We start from the raw sequence: 15,088 nt of genomic DNA on the forward strand, positions 1-15,088 counted from the left end.
GGGGGAGTACGGGGTGGGCCGCGCGGGCCCGTACCATCGGCGGATATGAACGTTCCGTACGCCCGCGCGCAGATCACCGTCAACACCCCGGACCGCATGGGGGACTTGGGCCGTCACCTGGCCAGGTTCCTGCGGGCGGGCGATCTGGTGCTGCTCACCGGGGAGCTGGGGGCCGGCAAGACGACGCTGACCCGTGGCCTGGGCGCGGGGCTCGACGTGCGGGGCGCCGTGACCTCGCCGACCTTCGTCATCGCGCGGGTGCACCCCTCCCTGGGGGACGGCCCGCCGCTGGTGCACGTGGACGCCTACCGACTGGGCGGCGGCCTGGACGAGATGGAGGACCTGGACCTCGACGTCTCGCTGCCGGACTCGGTGGTGGTCGTCGAGTGGGGCGACGGCAAGGTCGAGGAGCTGTCGGACGACCGGTTGCACGTCGTGATCGAACGCGCGGTGGGCGCGGACGCCGCCCTGGCCGCCACGGGGCCCGCCCCCGGGGACGCCCCGGAGTCGCCCGCGAACGCCTCCGACCCCGCCGCCGGCACCGAGATCGAGGCCGAGGACGCGGGTGCCGTCGACGTCCGCCGGGTCACCGTGACCGGCGTCGGGCCGCGCTGGGCGGACGTGGACCTGACCCCGCTGGAGTCCGCGACCCACGCTGGCTGACGCACGCCGACTGACCCGGGCCGCGAGCGAGCCGTACGCGACACCCGAGGCCCCCGCCGCTGCCGACCCCGGCGTACCGCCGTCGGCGCCGGCGTGCCCCGGCGCGAGCCGGCGGGCGTTACCGCGCCGTAGATTCCGACAAGCCGTCGGGAAGATGTTGCGCCCACCGCCTTCGGCGTGGTCACATGGAATCCGAGCGCACTAGTTAGGCGTACCTAACCGCCACGGTCGCGCCGCACGCTCCAGGAGTACCGGGAGGCACCCCATGGCGACCCACGAGTCCGGCCAGTCCGCAGCGCGATACGTGTCCGGGGTGCCATCGGTGAGTGACATGCTGGCGGCTTGTGCCGCGGCAGCAGCGGTGTCCACACCGCCCGGGGGCCAACCGATCCCCGGGAGCGAACCGGCCGTGGAGACCGAACCGACGGCGCAGTGTCAGCGTGAGGCCGCCTGACCTCGCGCTTTTCCTTCCTTCACGTTTCCGCTCGCGCACCGGCGACGGCCCCCGCCCGGGCGGCCCGCCGCTCGCGACGCGTGGGAAGCGTCACCCGACGTGACGTGTCACCTGACACCGACACGCGTCCGCGCGGCGCCCGTGTCGGCCGCGATCGTGCCGCGTGCGGCCGGGGCTGACGTGGGGCGGCTAGCGGACGACGACGATCTCGGTGCCGTTGGAGGCGAAGGTCCACATCGCGGCGCCGTCGGCGCGCTTCTCGCGGATGCCGCCGGTGCGGCGGGTGGAGTCCGGGTCGGGCGTCGAACCGTCCACGGCGGCGCTGAAGCCGAACACTATGTCGCCCTCGGTGTGGAAGCGCACGACGTGCTCGATGGACACCCCGTCCGAGCCGGTGACGCTGGCGGACCGGGAGGTCACGCTGTACGTGCCCGGGGCCGGGCTGACCGAGCTCGGGTAGACCCGGTAGGTGCGGATGGCCTGCTCGTTCGCGCCGATCAGCCACACCCGCTTGCTGCCCAGCGCGTACACCGCCCGACGTCCGGTGCCCGAGCTGGCCGGGATCGCGGTGGACTCCTCCTTCTTCGCCTTGTCCTTGGGCTTGGCGGAGTCGGAGGCACCGGGGCGGGCCGCCTGGTTCGGGTTGATCGGGGCGTTGGCGGAGGCGTGGTAGGCGAGGACGCCCACGACGACGATCGCCGCTGTGGTGAGCCCGGCCACGATGGTTCCGGAGCTGTTCCGTGCCACGCTGAGCCATCCTTCCGCACGCTTCCAACGGGCCGACGGTAGCACCCGGCGGGCCGGCGCGGGATCGGCGTACGGCCGCGCGGCCGTACGCTTGTGGGCGTGCTGCTGCTCGCTCTTGACACCGCTACCCCCGCCGTGACCGTCGCGCTCCACGACGGCCACTCCGTCCTCGCCTCCTCCCACCAGGTGGACGCCCGCCGCCACGGCGAACTCCTGCTGCCCGCCGTGCACCGGGTGCTCGCCTCGGCCGCCGTCACGCCCGGGGACCTCACCGATCTGGTGGTCGGCATCGGCCCCGGTCCGTACACCGGGCTGCGGGTGGGCCTCGCCACGGCCGCCGCGTTCGGCGCCGCGCTGGGCATCCCGGTGCGCGGGCTGGGCACGCTGGACGGCATCGCGTACGCCGCCGGGCAGGCCGGGCTCACCGGGCCGTTCGTCGTCGCCACGGACGCCCGGCGCAAGGAGGTCTACTGGGCGCGGTACGCGGACGCCAGGACCCGGCTCACCGAGCCCGCCGTCGACCGGCCGGCCGACATCGCCGACGGGCTGGCGGGGCTGCGGATCGTGGGCGCCGGCGGCACCCTCTACCAGGAGGTCTTCGCGGGCGCGGCTCCCGCCGCCGCTGGCTTCGATGCCGACGCGCGCTCGGCCGCCGAGCGAGGCGCCGGCGGGGACGGCGTGCCGGCCGGGCCGCCGCCGCTGCCCGCGGGGGTCGAGCTGCCCGAGCACCAGTCGGCCGCCGCGCTCGCCGCGCTGGCGGTGGAGAAGCTGGCCGCCGGCGAGGAGTTCCCGCCGGCCCAGCCGCTGTACCTGCGCCGCCCCGACGCCCAGGTGCCCGCGAACTACAAGGTGGTCACCCCGAAGTGAGCACGGCGCGGGAGGCGGACGCCACACGGCGGCCCGACGCCGGGCGGGCCAGCGCCGGGCGGGCTGGCGCCGGGCGAGCCAGCGCCGGGCGGGCTGGCGAGGCCGCGACGGCGAGTGACGCCACAGGCGTCACAGCGGCCACGACCGGCGGCGACGGTGCGGCGGCCACGACCGGCGACGGCGCGGCGGGTGGTGTCGCGGCGGCGGGCGAGGCCGCGACGGTGGGGGGCGACGCGGTGGCCGCGCCCCGGGTGCGCGAGATGCGCTGGTGGGACATCGCGCCCGTGCTCGCCCTTGAGGACGCGCTGTTCCCCGAGGACGCCTGGTCGCCGGGGATGTTCTGGTCGGAGTTGGCCCACGCCAGGGGCGCGGGCGCCACCCGGCACTACGTGGTCGCCCAGGACGGGGCCGGCCACCTCGTCGGGTACGCCGGGCTGGCCGCCGTGGACGGCACGGGCGACGTCCAGACGATCGCCGTCGCGCGCGAGCACTGGGGCACCGGGCTCGGCGCGCGCCTGCTGGGCGAGCTGCTGACGGCGGCCACCGCGTTCGAGTGCCACGAGGTGCTGCTGGAAGTGCGCGTGGACAACGCGCGCGCCCAGCGCCTGTACGAGCGCTTCGGCTTCGAGCCGATCGGCTTCCGGCGCGGCTACTACCAGCCGGGCAACGTGGACGCCCTGGTGATGCGGCTGTCCGGCCCGGCGGCCCCCGCCGCCACCCCCCACGACCCCGCCGGCCCCGCCACGGGCGAGGCCCCGGGGCCGGCAACCGAGCACGCACCCGAGTCAGCGCCGCCGGCGGCGCGCGAGACAGAGACAGGAACCCATGGCTGACGCGACCGGTCGCCGGGACGAGCCCCTCGTCCTCGGCATCGAGACCTCCTGCGACGAGACCGGAGTCGGCATCGTGCGCGGGCACACACTGCTGGCCGACGCGATCGCCTCCAGCGTGGACGAGCACGCGCGCTTTGGCGGCGTCGTGCCCGAGGTGGCCAGCCGGGCCCACCTGGAGGCCATGGTCCCCACCATCCAGCGGGCCCTGAAGCAGGCCGGGGTGGCCGCCAGCGACCTGGACGGCATCGCGGTCACGGCCGGCCCCGGCCTGTCCGGCGCGCTCCTGGTGGGCGTGTCGGCGGCCAAGGCGTACGCGTACGCGCTGGGCAAGCCGCTGTACGGGGTCAACCACCTGGCCTCGCACATCTGCGTGGACCAGCTGGAACACGGCGCGCTGCCCGAACCGACGATGGCGCTCCTGGTCTCCGGCGGCCACTCCTCGCTGCTGCTCGCCCCCGACATCACCTCCGACGTCCGGCCGCTGGGCTCGACCATCGACGACGCGGCGGGGGAGGCGTTCGACAAGGTGGCCCGCGTGCTCCAGCTCGGTTTCCCCGGCGGCCCGGTCATCGACCGCATGGCCCGCGAGGGGGACCCGAACGCGATCCGCTTCCCCCGTGGCCTGACCGGGCCCCGGGACGCCGCGTACGACTTCTCCTTCTCCGGTCTCAAGACCTCCGTGGCCCGCTGGATCGAGGCCAAGCGCGCGGCGGGCGAGGAGGTGCCGGTCGCGGACGTGTCGGCCTCGTTCCAGGAGGCGGTGGTGGACGTGCTGACCCGCAAGGCGGTGCGGGCCTGCAAGGACAACGGCGTCGACCACCTGATGATCGGCGGCGGTGTCGCCGCCAACTCGCGACTGCGCGCGATGGCCGAGCGCCGCTGTGAGGACGCCGGCATCGTGCTGCGCGTCCCGCGCCCGGGGCTGTGCACGGACAACGGCGCGATGGTGGCCGCACTCGGCGCCGAGATGGTCGCCCGGGGCCGGGCCGCGTCGTCCTGGGACCTGTCCGCCGACTCCTCCCTGCCGGTCACCGACCCGCACGTGCCGGCCACCCACGACCCGGACCACGACCACGGCGACGGGCACGACCACGGTCACGGTCACGGAGCCGGCCACAGGCACGGGCACGGCCACGGCGACGACCACGCGCACGACCACTTCCACGAGCTGAGCAAGGACAACCTCTACTCATGACCCTCGCGCTGATGTGGGAAGCCCGGGCGACCGAGGGGCGCGGCCCCGAGCTCCTGGACTGGGCCCGCCGCCAGCCCCTCACCCCCGCCCCGCTGCGTCGCGAGACCCTCCGCGCCCCCGGTGACCGCGTGCTGGTCATCACGTGGTGGGACGCCCCGTACGAGGCGGAGCTGCCCGAACTGCCCGACCCCGAGCGGGAGTTGGTGAGCCGGGCGGTGCACCGTTGGCGGTTCGAGGCGGTCGTGGAGGAGTAGGCGAGTCCGGCTCCTCGCGCACCGGCGCGCGCGCCCGCCCCGGGTGCCCCGGCCCGTCAGGGGTCCCGCGCGGAACCCCGGTGCACCAGCAGCCGCCCCTCCAGCGTCCCGATGACGACGTCGCCTGTGACCGTCGTGGCCAGCGTCACGGGGGTGAAGGTGTGACCTTCGGGGCTCGTGAGGGGATGGCGGGCGTGGCGGGTGCCCGTGGCGGCGTCCACGGCCAGCAGGTCGCCCGCCGTGCGGGCCGCGTAGACCGTGCCCGCGTGCACGTCCAGGCCCGCGACGGCGGAGTCGGTCCGCAGCGACCACAGCGGCTCGCCGTCGGGGAGGGAGCGGCGGGTGAGCCGGGGTGTCCCGGCGTCGGTGGTGGCCAGGATGAGGGCGGGGCCCGCCGCGTCGCTGACGTACACCGCCGGGCCGCCGTGCACGGCGCTCTTCGGGCCCAGCGCGAAGAGCGGTTGGACGGTGCCGGGCGCGTTCCGTTCGCCGGGCGTCACGCGGGCCAGCCACCTCTCCTGCCGGGCCAACAGCGCCTGTTCCTCGGCGAACGTGGCCGGCCCGCCGGTCGCGCGGGTGCCGAACACCTCGTCGTCCGGCAGGTACGCCGAGGCCGGCGCCGGGTCCGCAGTCGAGCTCAACTCCCCTTCCGGCGCCCGGCGTTCGCGTACGACCAGGAAGAACAGGTGCGGTGAGCGGCGGACGGTGAGCTCGGACCTCGGGTCGTACCGGCCCAGGGGGGCCGCGCCCAGCGGCGTGCCGTCGGGGGCGAAGAGCAGGGCGGCGGACGGGGTCCACGAGGGATACGAGGGGAAGAGCTCGCAGGTGTCGCGGGCGGCCCAGAGGCCGTCGGCGCGGGCCGTGAGGAGGGCCGGGTAGGCGAGCCGGTGCTCGGTGCGTACCGAGCCGTCGGCCAGGCGGACCGTCAGCACGTGGGTGCGGCGGCTCGCGCTGTCGCCGGTGTCCACGGTGACGCGGGCGGTGTGCTCGTCGGGGGTGACCTGGAGCTGGAGGCCGCCGCGGTGCAGGAATCCGGTCGGCCGTGGCACCGCCCACACCCGCTGTCCCTCGGGCGACCAGCACTCCAGCGGGCTGTCCTCGCGCACGGCCAGCACCCGGCCGTCGCGCAGCGGCGCCACCGCCCACACCGCGCGCCGCGCGCTCCAGTCGCGTCCGACGGACGCGGCCAGCTCGCGCAGCTCGGCGTGGCGCGCGGCGACGTCCACCGCCGGGACCCGGGTCGACCAGTCCTCGGGGGCCGGCCGCCGCACGTCGAGGGCCGTGGCCCCGGGGGCGGTGGCCTCGGGGGCGGTGGCCTCGGGGCCGCCGAGGTCGAGCCAGTCGCCGGAGGCCGGCCGGCGCACGGTGCTGGCGACGGGGCGCACCCGCCCCTCCGCCATCAGGTCGGGGTCGGTCTCGGTCAGGAGTACGTCGAGCGTGTCCCCGTCACGCCAGCGCAGTGCGGCGACGCCCGCGTCGGCGCACACCACCCGGGCCTGGCGCCCCGTCACCACATCGACCAGCAGCAGCGTGCCGTGTCGCGCGTACTCGTCCCCCTCGTTTGTGCCGACCGCGAGCAGCGGCAGGACGGGATGGAAGGCGAGGTTGTCGACGGACTCGCCCGGCACGGCCACCGTGCGCTGACAGGCGAGGTCGGCGCGTCGGTAGAGCACCACCCGGGGGGTGGCGCGCGGCCCGTGCGGCGGTTTCACGGTGCGGGAGGGGGAGTGGGCGCCGCCCAGGTAGCCGAGCACGGCGAGCCACTGCCCGTCGGCGCTCAGCGCGGCGGCGAAGGCCGTGCCGACCTCGGGGAACGGCTCGTCGGGCAGCACCCGAGGGCTCACGCTCACTCCCCGGCCGCCCCTCGCGCCAGCAGCCCGTCGATGAGGGCGTGCAGCCCGTTCGGTACGTCACAGGCACTCGCCACCTCGTGCCACTGGTCGCCGAGCGAGGTCAGGCGGGGCAGGGTGGCCGCGTCCTCGGGGGTGAGCAGGTCGGGGATCGGGCGCAGCGCGGCCCCGTCGGAACCCTCGCCGGCGCGGCGGCTGGTGGCGGCGTGGTAGGCGAGGTCGCCGTAGATGTAGAACCAGATCGCGCGGTAGGCGCGGATGGCCGCGCGCGGCGTGAGGCCGCAGCGGATGGCCGAGTCGAGGATCTCCTCCACCATCCACATCGCGCCCTTGTCGGTGACGTTGCCGAGGCCGAGCACCTCGACCACCCAGGGCAGCCGCTGGAGCATGTCGTGGATGTGCAGGGCCGTGACGTAGATCCGCTCGCGCGGCGCCTCGGGCAGTTCGGGGCGCGGCGCGGACGCGGCCATGCCGGCGAGCACCAGCAGCAGCAGCTCGTCCTTGTCGCGTACGTGGTGGTAGAGCGCCCGGGGCGTGCTGCCGACCTCCTTGGCCAGGCGGCGCATGGACAGCGCGGGCACGCCCTCCTCCTCCAGGACGCGCCGCGCGGTGGCCACGATCGTCTCGCGCTCCAGGCGCGGCGGTCGACCCACCGGCCGCCCCGTGGCCCGCCTGCCGTCCGGCTCCGCGTCTTCCGTCACTCCCACGTTCCCGCCACTCCCGTCTCACACGTCACGCGCTGGTCCCGCGTACTCACCAACCCACCCGCATCCCGCCCCCACCCGCGTCCGCTCCCGCCGTCCCCACCCACGTCCGCTCCCGCCGTCCCGACCCGCGACGCGTCCGCCACCCCCATCCTCCCGGCCCCGCGCCGGTCCCGTCCCCCCGCCCCGGTTCCGCCGCCCTGTGGGCGCCCGCCGGTTCACCCCGCGATCCGTTTCGGGCGGGTCGTTCGTGGCGTGCCCGGCCCCAGCCCCGCCGCCCTCGCCCGGGCCGCGCACCCCGGCCCCGCCCGTCCGCCCCGCCCCGCGCCGCCGGGCGAAGGCCCCGCCGCCGGGCGTACGCCCCACTCCGCGCGCACCCGTCCCGTCGGGTGGCGGAGGCCAGGGGGCGGGGCGGCCCACGTGGTGGCGCGCCCCCCGGGGGGCGAGGTGGGGCGACAGCGTCGGCGGAAACGTCGGTGACAGTTTTTCCACGCGTGTAGTAATCTGCGACGCAGAGCGTGTGGCCGGTTGCGTGACCGGTTCAACTGCCATGTCCGGAGGGTGAGTTGTGACGTATGACGTCGGTCCCCGCAGCGGGGACAAGAGAAGCGAAGCGGAGTCGGGGCAGCGCCACCGGGGGCTGTTGGCGGTGGTCCTGACCGTGCAGTTCCTGGTGGCGCTCGACATGTCCGTGGTGAACGTGGCGCTCCCCGACATCCGCTCCGACCTGGGCTTCACCGCCGACGACCTGCTGTGGGTCGTCAACGCCTACGCGCTCGCCTTCGGCGGCCTGCTGATGCTCGGCGGGCGGCTGGCCGATGTGGTGGGCCGCCGGCGCACGCTGGCCACCGGGCTCGTCGTCTTCGGCGCCGCCAGCCTGGGCGGCGGGCTGGTCAGCTCGCCCGGCGCGCTGATCGCCGCCCGCGCGCTCCAGGGCGTGGGGGCCGCGGCGCTGGCACCCGTGGCCTTCGCCCTCATCACCGTCACCCTGCCGGCGGGGCCGGCCCGGTCCCGCGCGCTGGGCCTGTGGGGCATGGCGGGCGCGGCCGGTGGCGCGGTCGGCGTCCTGGCGGGCGGCCTGCTGACCGAGGCCGCCGGCTGGCGCTCCGTGCTGCTGATCAACGTGCCGATCGTGGCCCTCGCGCTGGTCGGCACGCGTCGCTGGATCGCGCTGGACCGCCGCGCCGGGGCCCCGCCACGGCTCGACCTGGCCGGCGCCGTGCTCGTCACGCTCGGCATGACCACGCTCGTCTTCGGCCTGGTCCGCACCGAGACGCACGGCTGGACCTCCGCCACGACGGTGGGGACGCTGGCCGTCGCGGTGGCGCTGCTCGCCGCGTTCGTCGTGGTCGAACTGCGCACGCGCCAGCCGCTGCTGCGCGTCGGGCTGCTGGCCAGCCGCCCGGTGCTGGCCGCGAACCTCTTCGTGATGCTGCTCTTCTCCGGCCAGTTCGCGACGTTCTACTTCCTGTCGCTCTACACCCAGCAGGTCCTGGACTACGGGCCGACCGAGGCCGGCCTGTCGTTCCTGCCGTTCAGCGCCGGCATCGTGGTCGGCTCGGTGGTCGCGACCCGCGCCATGGCCACCCTCGGCATACGGTGGCTGCTGACGGTCGGCGGGGCGGTGGGCGCCGTCGGCTTCGGCTGGTTCGCGCTCGCGGTCACCGCCGACGGCTCGTTCCTGACCGCCATGCTCGGCCCCTCCCTGGTCGCCAGCGTGGGCGTGGGCATGTGCTTCGTACCGCTGGGCACCGCCGCCACCACCGGCGTCACACCGGCCGAGGCCGGCATGGCCTCCGGGCTGCTCAACAGCTTCCGCCAGATCGGCGGCTCGCTCGGCCTCGCGATCCTGGTGACCGTGGCGGCGCGGGCCACCGACCGGGCCCACGGCACCGCCGGCGAGCGGCTGACCAGCGGTTACGTCACGGCCTTCGCGGCTTCGGCGGGCCTGCTGGCCCTGGCCGCGCTGGTCGCGGCCACGCTGCTGCGGGGCCGGGGCCCGGCGAGCGGGACGCCCGCCGCCGCCGCGACCGGAGCCGGGGTGGGCACCGTCGAGGCGGACGGACGCGCGGCGGAGACGGCCGCCGAGGCGCGGCCCTCGTCCCCGCCACGCGACGAGGCCCGCACCGGACGCGCCGAACCGACGGCCCGCTAGGTCCGCCGCCCCCAGGCCCCGCCCCCAAGGGGTACGCCGGCCACGGGACCGACGACCGGCCTGCCCCCACCCCGCCGGCGCCTCCCCCCGGCGGGGTGGGGGCGAGGGCCGGCTTCGTACGAGACGCGCCAGCCGCCCACCGTCGCCCGCCAGCCGGGCCCGTATCGCCCGCGCCCCGCCTCCCGTGTCGTACGCGTCCCGCCGCCCGCCTCCCGCCGCGCCGGCCGGCTACCCCCTCGTGGCCACCAGGACCGCGTACCCGATCTGGGTCTCGCCCGTGAACTGGACCGAGATGTCCCGTGTGCGCTTGAGGAGGTCGACGGCCGCCGGGTCGGCGTCGCCGCCCTCGACGACCCGCAGGAGTCGGTCCACCGCGTCCCGGCAGTTCTCGTAGGTGCCACGGACGCTCTGCTCGGAGATGTCGATCGACTCCTTCAGGGCGAAGCCGCCGCGCGCCAGCAACTCCGGGTACACGGCGAGCGGCAGGATCGACGGAGCCCGCACCAGCTCGCCGAAGGTCGCCAGCAGCTCCTCGTCCGCCGGGGACAGCGGGCCGCGCAGCACCACGTTGGAGATCACCAGCGGTGCGCCGGGGCGCAGCACCCCGGCGGTCTGCCGCAACACGCTCTCCGGGTCGGACATGTGCAGGAGCGACTCGAACAGCCACGCGCCGTCGAAGCTCCGCGCCGCGAAGGGCAGGTCGTTGGCGTCCGCCCGCTGGAAGCGCACGCTCTCGGCGAGCCCCTCCCGGGCGGCGAGTTCGGTGGCGACCCGCACCTGCTCCGGGCTGATGGTCACGCCCGTCACCCACGCGCCGGTGGCCACGGCCAGGTCGACGGCGGGCCGGCCGGCGCCGCAGCCGATGTCGAGCACGGACTGCCCGGCTGTGACGCCGAGCTTCTCGACCATCAGCGCGGTCATACGCCGGGAGGCCGCCTCCATCGAACCGGGGCCCGAGGCGTCCGGCCAGTAGCCGTAGTGGATGCTGCCGCCGAGCGCTTCGAGGAAGAACTCGGTGGACTGGTCGTACATCGCGCTGATGCCCTCCGCGTGGGAGGCGCGGACGTCGCTCACCGGCGTGCCCCCTGGCCGCGCCCGAGCGCGCTCGGCGCGATCCCCGCACTCGGCGCGACCCCTGCTGTCGGCGCGGTCCACGCGCCCCGCGTTCTTCGTCCGCTGGCTCTCATGAAGCTCCCCCCACCGGGCCGAACGGCCCCTCGGTCTCCTCGCCCATCCGTTCGGACGGCGCCCACCGAGCGTCCCCCGTCCCGAGCCCGAACACGACGGCTTTCGCACCGAAAGCGGGGAAATACGACCGGTGCCGGAGTGGTGCCCAGACAGAAGAGTGGCGCGCGTCAACCACCCTGCTGGCAGCGCGACGTGGGTGCGGAGGGTCGGGAGGGTCCGGAAGGTGCGGCCGAGCCCTGGCCGCCCGCGCTGTCGGAAGACCGACCGCCGACGGCGCCGGCGCGACGGCCGGCGGTGCCCCGGCGCGGGCGGAGCGGGCCACGGCGGCGACGGCCCCGGCCGGCCCGGCCGCCCCCGACTTCCCTACGCGGTCGGCTTCGCCGGGTGGCCGATCAGCATCGACGGCGCACCCGCCACCCGCGTCAGGAACACCGTCGCCGAGGCCGCGCCCCGCGGCCTGACCTTCTGGCGCAACTCCTCGGGCGTCACCGGCGAACCGCGCTTCTTGACCGTCAGCACGCCGACGTCGCGCTCCCGCAGCAGCGCCCGCAGCCGCTTGACGTTGAACGGCAGTACGTCGGTGATCTCGTACGCGCTCGCGTACGGCGTGGCCACCAGGGTGTCGGAGGTGACGTACGCGATCGTCGGGTCGATCAGCCGGCCCTCGACCCGCTGGGCCACGTCCGCGACCAGATGGGCCCGGATCGCCGCGCCGTCCGGCTCGTACAGCCAGCGTCCCACCGGGCCCGGCTCGGGGTCCGCCAGTCCCGCGCCGGTCAGCGTGGCGCCGCCGGGCAGCAGTGTCGCGCGGCGGGCGCCGGGGGTCGTGCCGAACCACAGCACGGCCTCCTTCACGTCGCCGCCGTCCGAGATCCACTCCGCCTCGGCGTCCTCGGGGATCGCCTCGTGCGGCACCCCCGGCGCGACCTTGAGCGCCGCGTGCGGAGCCTGCCGGGCGGCGCCGACGGCCCAGGACAGCGGCGGCGAGTACGCCTCGGGGTCGAAGATCCGCCCCCGCCCGCCGCCGGAGCGCCCGCTGCCGCCGCGCCGGGCGGGGTCGACGAAGACGGCGTCGTAGCCCGTCACGTCGACCTCGCGCACATCGGCCTCGCGCACCTCGATCAGCTCGGCCAACCCCAGCGCCTCGGCGTTGGCACGGGCGACGGCGCAGGTCAGCGGGGAGCGATCGACGGCGAGCACGAAGACACCGGCCCGCGCCAGCGCGATCGCGTCGCCGCCCACGCCACAGCACAGATCGGCCAGCCGCCGCACCCCGAGCGCCGCGAACCGCCGCGCCCGGTGCGTGGCCACCGTGGCCCGGGTGGCCTGCTCGACGCCGTCGGGCGTGAAGTACATCCGGTACGCGTCGGCCGCGCCGAACTTCGCCGCCGCCCGCTGCCGCAGCCGCGCCTGGCCGATCGCGGCCGAGACCAGCTCGGCCGGATGCTCCCGGCGCAGCCGGGTGGCGGCGGTCAGCTCCTCGGCGGGGTCGAGGTCGCGCAGCGCGGCGAGCAGGGCCCGCCCCTCCTCGGTCAGCAGGGCGTGGAAGGTCTCGACGGGCAGGATGGTCGCGCTCACCGGGCCATTCTCGCAGCGTCGCCCCGAGACCCCGCCGCGCCCGAGAGGCCCGGCACCGCGCGCGGCGCTTCCCCCCGTCCGGCGAGACCCGCGCCCCGTCCGGCGAGACCCGCGCCCCGTGCGACGAGGTGCGCAGCGCGTCCCGCGCGGTTCGCCAGGCGTCCCGTGGCGCTTCCGCCAGCGGGCGACGGGCCCGCCAGGCGGCCCCGGGCGCGGCCCCGAGGCGGCCGGGACGTGCCCCGACGCGCCCCTGGCGGGCCTCCGGAAACGCCGCCGCGTTGGCACTCCGCTTGACCGAGTGCTAACCGCGTCCTAGTCTCAGGGCTGGCACTCCACATCGCGGAGTGCCAAACACAGCGACGGGCAGATCCGGCACCCGCGACGACGGATCTACCAGGTCGCCACCTCAGACAGTTAACCCCGTGAGATCTCCGAAGGGGGAGGTCGGATCGTGACGACCGCCAGCTCCAAGGTTGCCATCAAGCCGCTCGAGGACCGCATCGTGGTCCAGCCGCTCGACGCCGAGCAGACCACGGCTTCGGGCCTGGTCATTCCGGACACCGCGAAGGAGAAGCCCCAGGAGGGCGTCGTCCTGGCCGTTGGTCCGGGCCGCTTCGAAGACGGCAACCGTCTTCCGCTCGACGTTTCCGTCGGCGACGTCGTGCTCTACAGCAAGTACGGCGGCACCGAGGTGAAGTACAACGGCGAGGAGTACCTCGTCCTCTCGGCTCGCGACGTGCTCGCGATCATCGAGAAGTAACTCACCCGGATTTACGTGAATCGCGCCCCGGCCACCCGTGTCTGAACACCCGGGCGACCGGGGCGCGGCTCTTTGGAGAGGACTCTAGGCAACCATGGCGAAGATCCTGAAGTTCGACGAGGACGCCCGTCGCGCCCTTGAGCGCGGTGTCAACCAGCTCGCTGACGCCGTCAAGGTGACGATCGGCCCCCGGGGCCGCAACGTCGTCATCGACAAGAAGTTCGGTGCCCCCACCATCACCAACGACGGCGTCACCATCGCCCGTGAGGTCGAGGTCGAGGACCCGTACGAGAACCTGGGCGCCCAGCTCGTGAAGGAGGTGGCGACCAAGACCAACGACATCGCGGGTGACGGCACCACCACCGCCACCGTGCTGGCCCAGGCGCTGGTCCGCGAGGGCCTGCGCAACGTCGCCGCCGGCGCTTCCCCGGCCGCCCTGAAGAAGGGCATCGACGCCGCCGTCAAGGCGATCTCCGAGGACCTGCTCGCGACCGCGCGCCCGATCGACGAGAAGTCCGACATCGCGGCCGTCGCCGGGCTGTCCGCCCAGGACAAGCAGGTCGGCGAGCTCGTCGCCGAGGCGATGGACAAGGTCGGCAAGGACGGTGTCATCACCGTCGAGGAGTCCAACACCTTCGGTCTGGAGCTGGACTTCACCGAGGGCATGGCCTTCGACAAGGGCTACCTGTCCCCGTACATGGTGACCGACCAGGAGCGTATGGAGGCCGTCCTCGACGACCCGTACATCCTGATCCACCAGGGCAAGATCAGCTCCATCCAGGACCTGCTCCCGCTGCTGGAGAAGGTCATCCAGCAGGGCGCCTCCAAGCCGCTGCTGATCATCGCCGAGGACGTCGAGGGCGAGGCGCTCTCCACGCTCGTCGTCAACAAGATCCGTGGCACGTTCAACGCCGTGGCCGTCAAGGCCCCCGGCTTCGGTGACCGCCGCAAGGCCATGCTCGGCGACATCGCCACCCTCACCGGTGCGACCGTCATCGCCGAGGAGGTCGGCCTCAAGCTCGACCAGGCCGGCCTGGACGTGCTGGGCACCGCCCGCCGCGTGACCATCACCAAGGACGACACCACCATCGTCGACGGCGGCGGCAACACCGACGACGTCAAGGGCCGGGTCGCGCAGATCAAGGGCGAGATCGACGCCACGGACTCCGACTGGGACCGCGAGAAGCTCCAGGAGCGCCTCGCGAAGCTGGCCGGCGGCGTGTGCGTGATCCGCGTCGGCGCCGCCACCGAGGTCGAGCTCAAGGAGAAGAAGCACCGTCTGGAGGACGCCATCTCCGCGACCCGCGCCGCGGTCGAGGAGGGCATCGTCTCCGGTGGTGGCTCCGCCCTGGTGCACGCTGCCAAGGTGCTCGACGGCAGCCTGGGCAAGGAGGGCGACGAGGCCACCGGTGTCGCCGTCGTCCGCCGCGCGGTCGTCGAGCCGCTGCGCTGGATCGCCGAGAACGCCGGCCTCGAGGGCTACGTCATCGTCTCCAAGGTCGCCGAGCTGGAGAAGGGTTCCGGCTACAACGCCGCGACCGGCGAGTACGGGGACCTGGTCAAGGCCGGCGTCATCGACCCGGTCAAGGTCACCCGCTCCGCCCTGGAGAACGCCGCGTCCATCGCGTCGCTGCTGCTCACCACCGAGACCCTGGTGGTGGAGAAGCCGGCCGAGGAGGAGCCCGACGCGGGCCACGGCCACGGCCACTCCCACTGATCTCCGGATCACCCCGCACCACCGTCGAGGCCCGGGCGAGCGCGGCGGGTGACGCGGTCCGCTCGGCCGACGTCGCCGGCACCGCCTGGTACGTCGACAAAGCCACCAACACCCTTGTCGTGA

The 15,088-nt window shown here is 75.0% G+C and carries 13 protein-coding genes; 8 read left to right on the plus strand and 5 right to left on the minus strand.

What is annotated here, in order from left to right:
• Positions 1-45: 45 nt before the first annotated feature.
• The gene (gene tsaE / locus ACFVFR_RS23075) at positions 46-663 is read left to right on the plus strand and encodes a tRNA (adenosine(37)-N6)-threonylcarbamoyltransferase complex ATPase subunit type 1 TsaE (protein ID WP_383704658.1); all 618 of its coding nucleotides are present in this window, start codon (positions 46-48) and stop codon (positions 661-663) included.
• Between the two features lie 643 nt (positions 664-1,306).
• On the opposite strand, the gene ACFVFR_RS23080 is transcribed toward tsaE, so the two are convergent.
• Positions 1,307-1,864, minus strand: coding sequence for a hypothetical protein (locus tag ACFVFR_RS23080; RefSeq protein ID WP_383704660.1), 558 nt, complete (start codon positions 1,862-1,864; stop codon positions 1,307-1,309).
• Positions 1,865-1,963: 99 nt separating this feature from the next.
• Here ACFVFR_RS23080 and tsaB point away from each other — a divergent pair, with 99 nt between their 5' ends.
• The 4 genes from tsaB (at position 1,964) to ACFVFR_RS23100 (ending at position 5,013) form a co-directional block, all read left to right on the plus strand.
• Positions 1,964-2,731, plus strand: coding sequence for a tRNA (adenosine(37)-N6)-threonylcarbamoyltransferase complex dimerization subunit type 1 TsaB (gene tsaB, locus ACFVFR_RS23085; protein WP_383704662.1), 768 nt, complete (start codon positions 1,964-1,966; stop codon positions 2,729-2,731).
• A 260-nt stretch (positions 2,732-2,991) separates the two neighbouring features.
• Positions 2,992-3,564 carry a ribosomal protein S18-alanine N-acetyltransferase gene (gene rimI / locus ACFVFR_RS23090; protein WP_383704689.1) on the plus strand — a complete coding sequence of 191 codons (573 nt, stop codon included), beginning with the start codon at positions 2,992-2,994 and terminating at the stop codon, positions 3,562-3,564.
• On the plus strand, positions 3,557-4,759 hold the full coding sequence (gene tsaD, locus ACFVFR_RS23095; protein WP_383704664.1) for a tRNA (adenosine(37)-N6)-threonylcarbamoyltransferase complex transferase subunit TsaD: 1,203 nt from the start codon (positions 3,557-3,559) through the stop codon (positions 4,757-4,759). The genes rimI and tsaD overlap by 8 nt, the downstream gene beginning before the upstream one ends.
• Complete coding sequence (locus tag ACFVFR_RS23100; RefSeq protein WP_383704666.1) at positions 4,756-5,013, plus strand: hypothetical protein; 258 nt, start codon at positions 4,756-4,758, stop codon at positions 5,011-5,013. The genes tsaD and ACFVFR_RS23100 overlap by 4 nt, the downstream gene beginning before the upstream one ends.
• Positions 5,014-5,069: 56 nt before the next feature.
• Here ACFVFR_RS23100 and ACFVFR_RS23105 read toward each other — a convergent pair whose 3' ends face one another.
• Entirely contained in the window at positions 5,070-6,857 is a 1,788-nt protein-coding gene (locus ACFVFR_RS23105) for a PQQ-binding-like beta-propeller repeat protein (RefSeq protein WP_383704668.1), read from the minus strand.
• Positions 6,858-6,859: 2 nt separating this feature from the next.
• Positions 6,860-7,570 (minus strand): TetR/AcrR family transcriptional regulator, encoded by a 711-nt coding sequence (locus ACFVFR_RS23110; protein WP_383704670.1) that lies wholly within the window; start codon positions 7,568-7,570, stop codon positions 6,860-6,862.
• A 565-nt stretch (positions 7,571-8,135) separates the two neighbouring features.
• Here ACFVFR_RS23110 and ACFVFR_RS23115 point away from each other — a divergent pair.
• Positions 8,136-9,722 (plus strand): MFS transporter, encoded by a 1,587-nt coding sequence (locus ACFVFR_RS23115; RefSeq protein WP_383704672.1) that lies wholly within the window; start codon positions 8,136-8,138, stop codon positions 9,720-9,722.
• A 228-nt stretch (positions 9,723-9,950) separates the two neighbouring features.
• Here ACFVFR_RS23115 and ACFVFR_RS23120 read toward each other — a convergent pair whose 3' ends face one another.
• Positions 9,951-10,796 (minus strand): SAM-dependent methyltransferase, encoded by an 846-nt coding sequence (locus ACFVFR_RS23120; protein ID WP_383704674.1) that lies wholly within the window; start codon positions 10,794-10,796, stop codon positions 9,951-9,953.
• 477 nt (positions 10,797-11,273) lie between these two features.
• Complete coding sequence (locus tag ACFVFR_RS23125; protein ID WP_383704676.1) at positions 11,274-12,488, minus strand: methyltransferase domain-containing protein; 1,215 nt, start codon at positions 12,486-12,488, stop codon at positions 11,274-11,276.
• A gap of 451 nt (positions 12,489-12,939) precedes the next feature.
• Between ACFVFR_RS23125 and groES the strand changes: the two genes are divergently transcribed.
• Both groES and groL read left to right on the plus strand, forming a co-directional pair.
• A complete protein-coding gene (gene groES, locus ACFVFR_RS23130) occupies positions 12,940-13,248 on the plus strand; it encodes a co-chaperone GroES (RefSeq protein WP_014178834.1) in 309 nt (102 codons plus the stop codon).
• Positions 13,249-13,342: 94 nt separating this feature from the next.
• Positions 13,343-14,965 carry a chaperonin GroEL gene (gene groL, locus ACFVFR_RS23135; RefSeq protein ID WP_383704678.1) on the plus strand — a complete coding sequence of 541 codons (1,623 nt, stop codon included), beginning with the start codon at positions 13,343-13,345 and terminating at the stop codon, positions 14,963-14,965.
• Positions 14,966-15,088: the final 123 nt, after the last annotated feature.

Origin of the sequence: Streptomyces sp. NPDC057702 (assembly GCF_042799315.1) — a bacterium.
GTDB lineage: Bacteria > Actinomycetota > Actinomycetes > Streptomycetales > Streptomycetaceae > Streptomyces.

Bases quoted from the DNA above. Each gene is read 5' to 3' on its own strand.
- tsaE (WP_383704658.1), top strand. From the start codon at position 46: ATGAACGTTCCGTACGCCCGCGCGCAGATCACCGTCAACACCCCGGAC.
- rimI (WP_383704689.1), top strand. From the start codon at position 2,992: ATGCGCTGGTGGGACATCGCGCCCGTGCTCGCCCTTGAGGACGCGCTG.
- tsaD (WP_383704664.1), top strand. From the start codon at position 3,557: ATGGCTGACGCGACCGGTCGCCGGGACGAGCCCCTCGTCCTCGGCATC.
- ACFVFR_RS23100 (WP_383704666.1), top strand. From the start codon at position 4,756: ATGACCCTCGCGCTGATGTGGGAAGCCCGGGCGACCGAGGGGCGCGGC.
- groL (WP_383704678.1), top strand. From the start codon at position 13,343: ATGGCGAAGATCCTGAAGTTCGACGAGGACGCCCGTCGCGCCCTTGAG.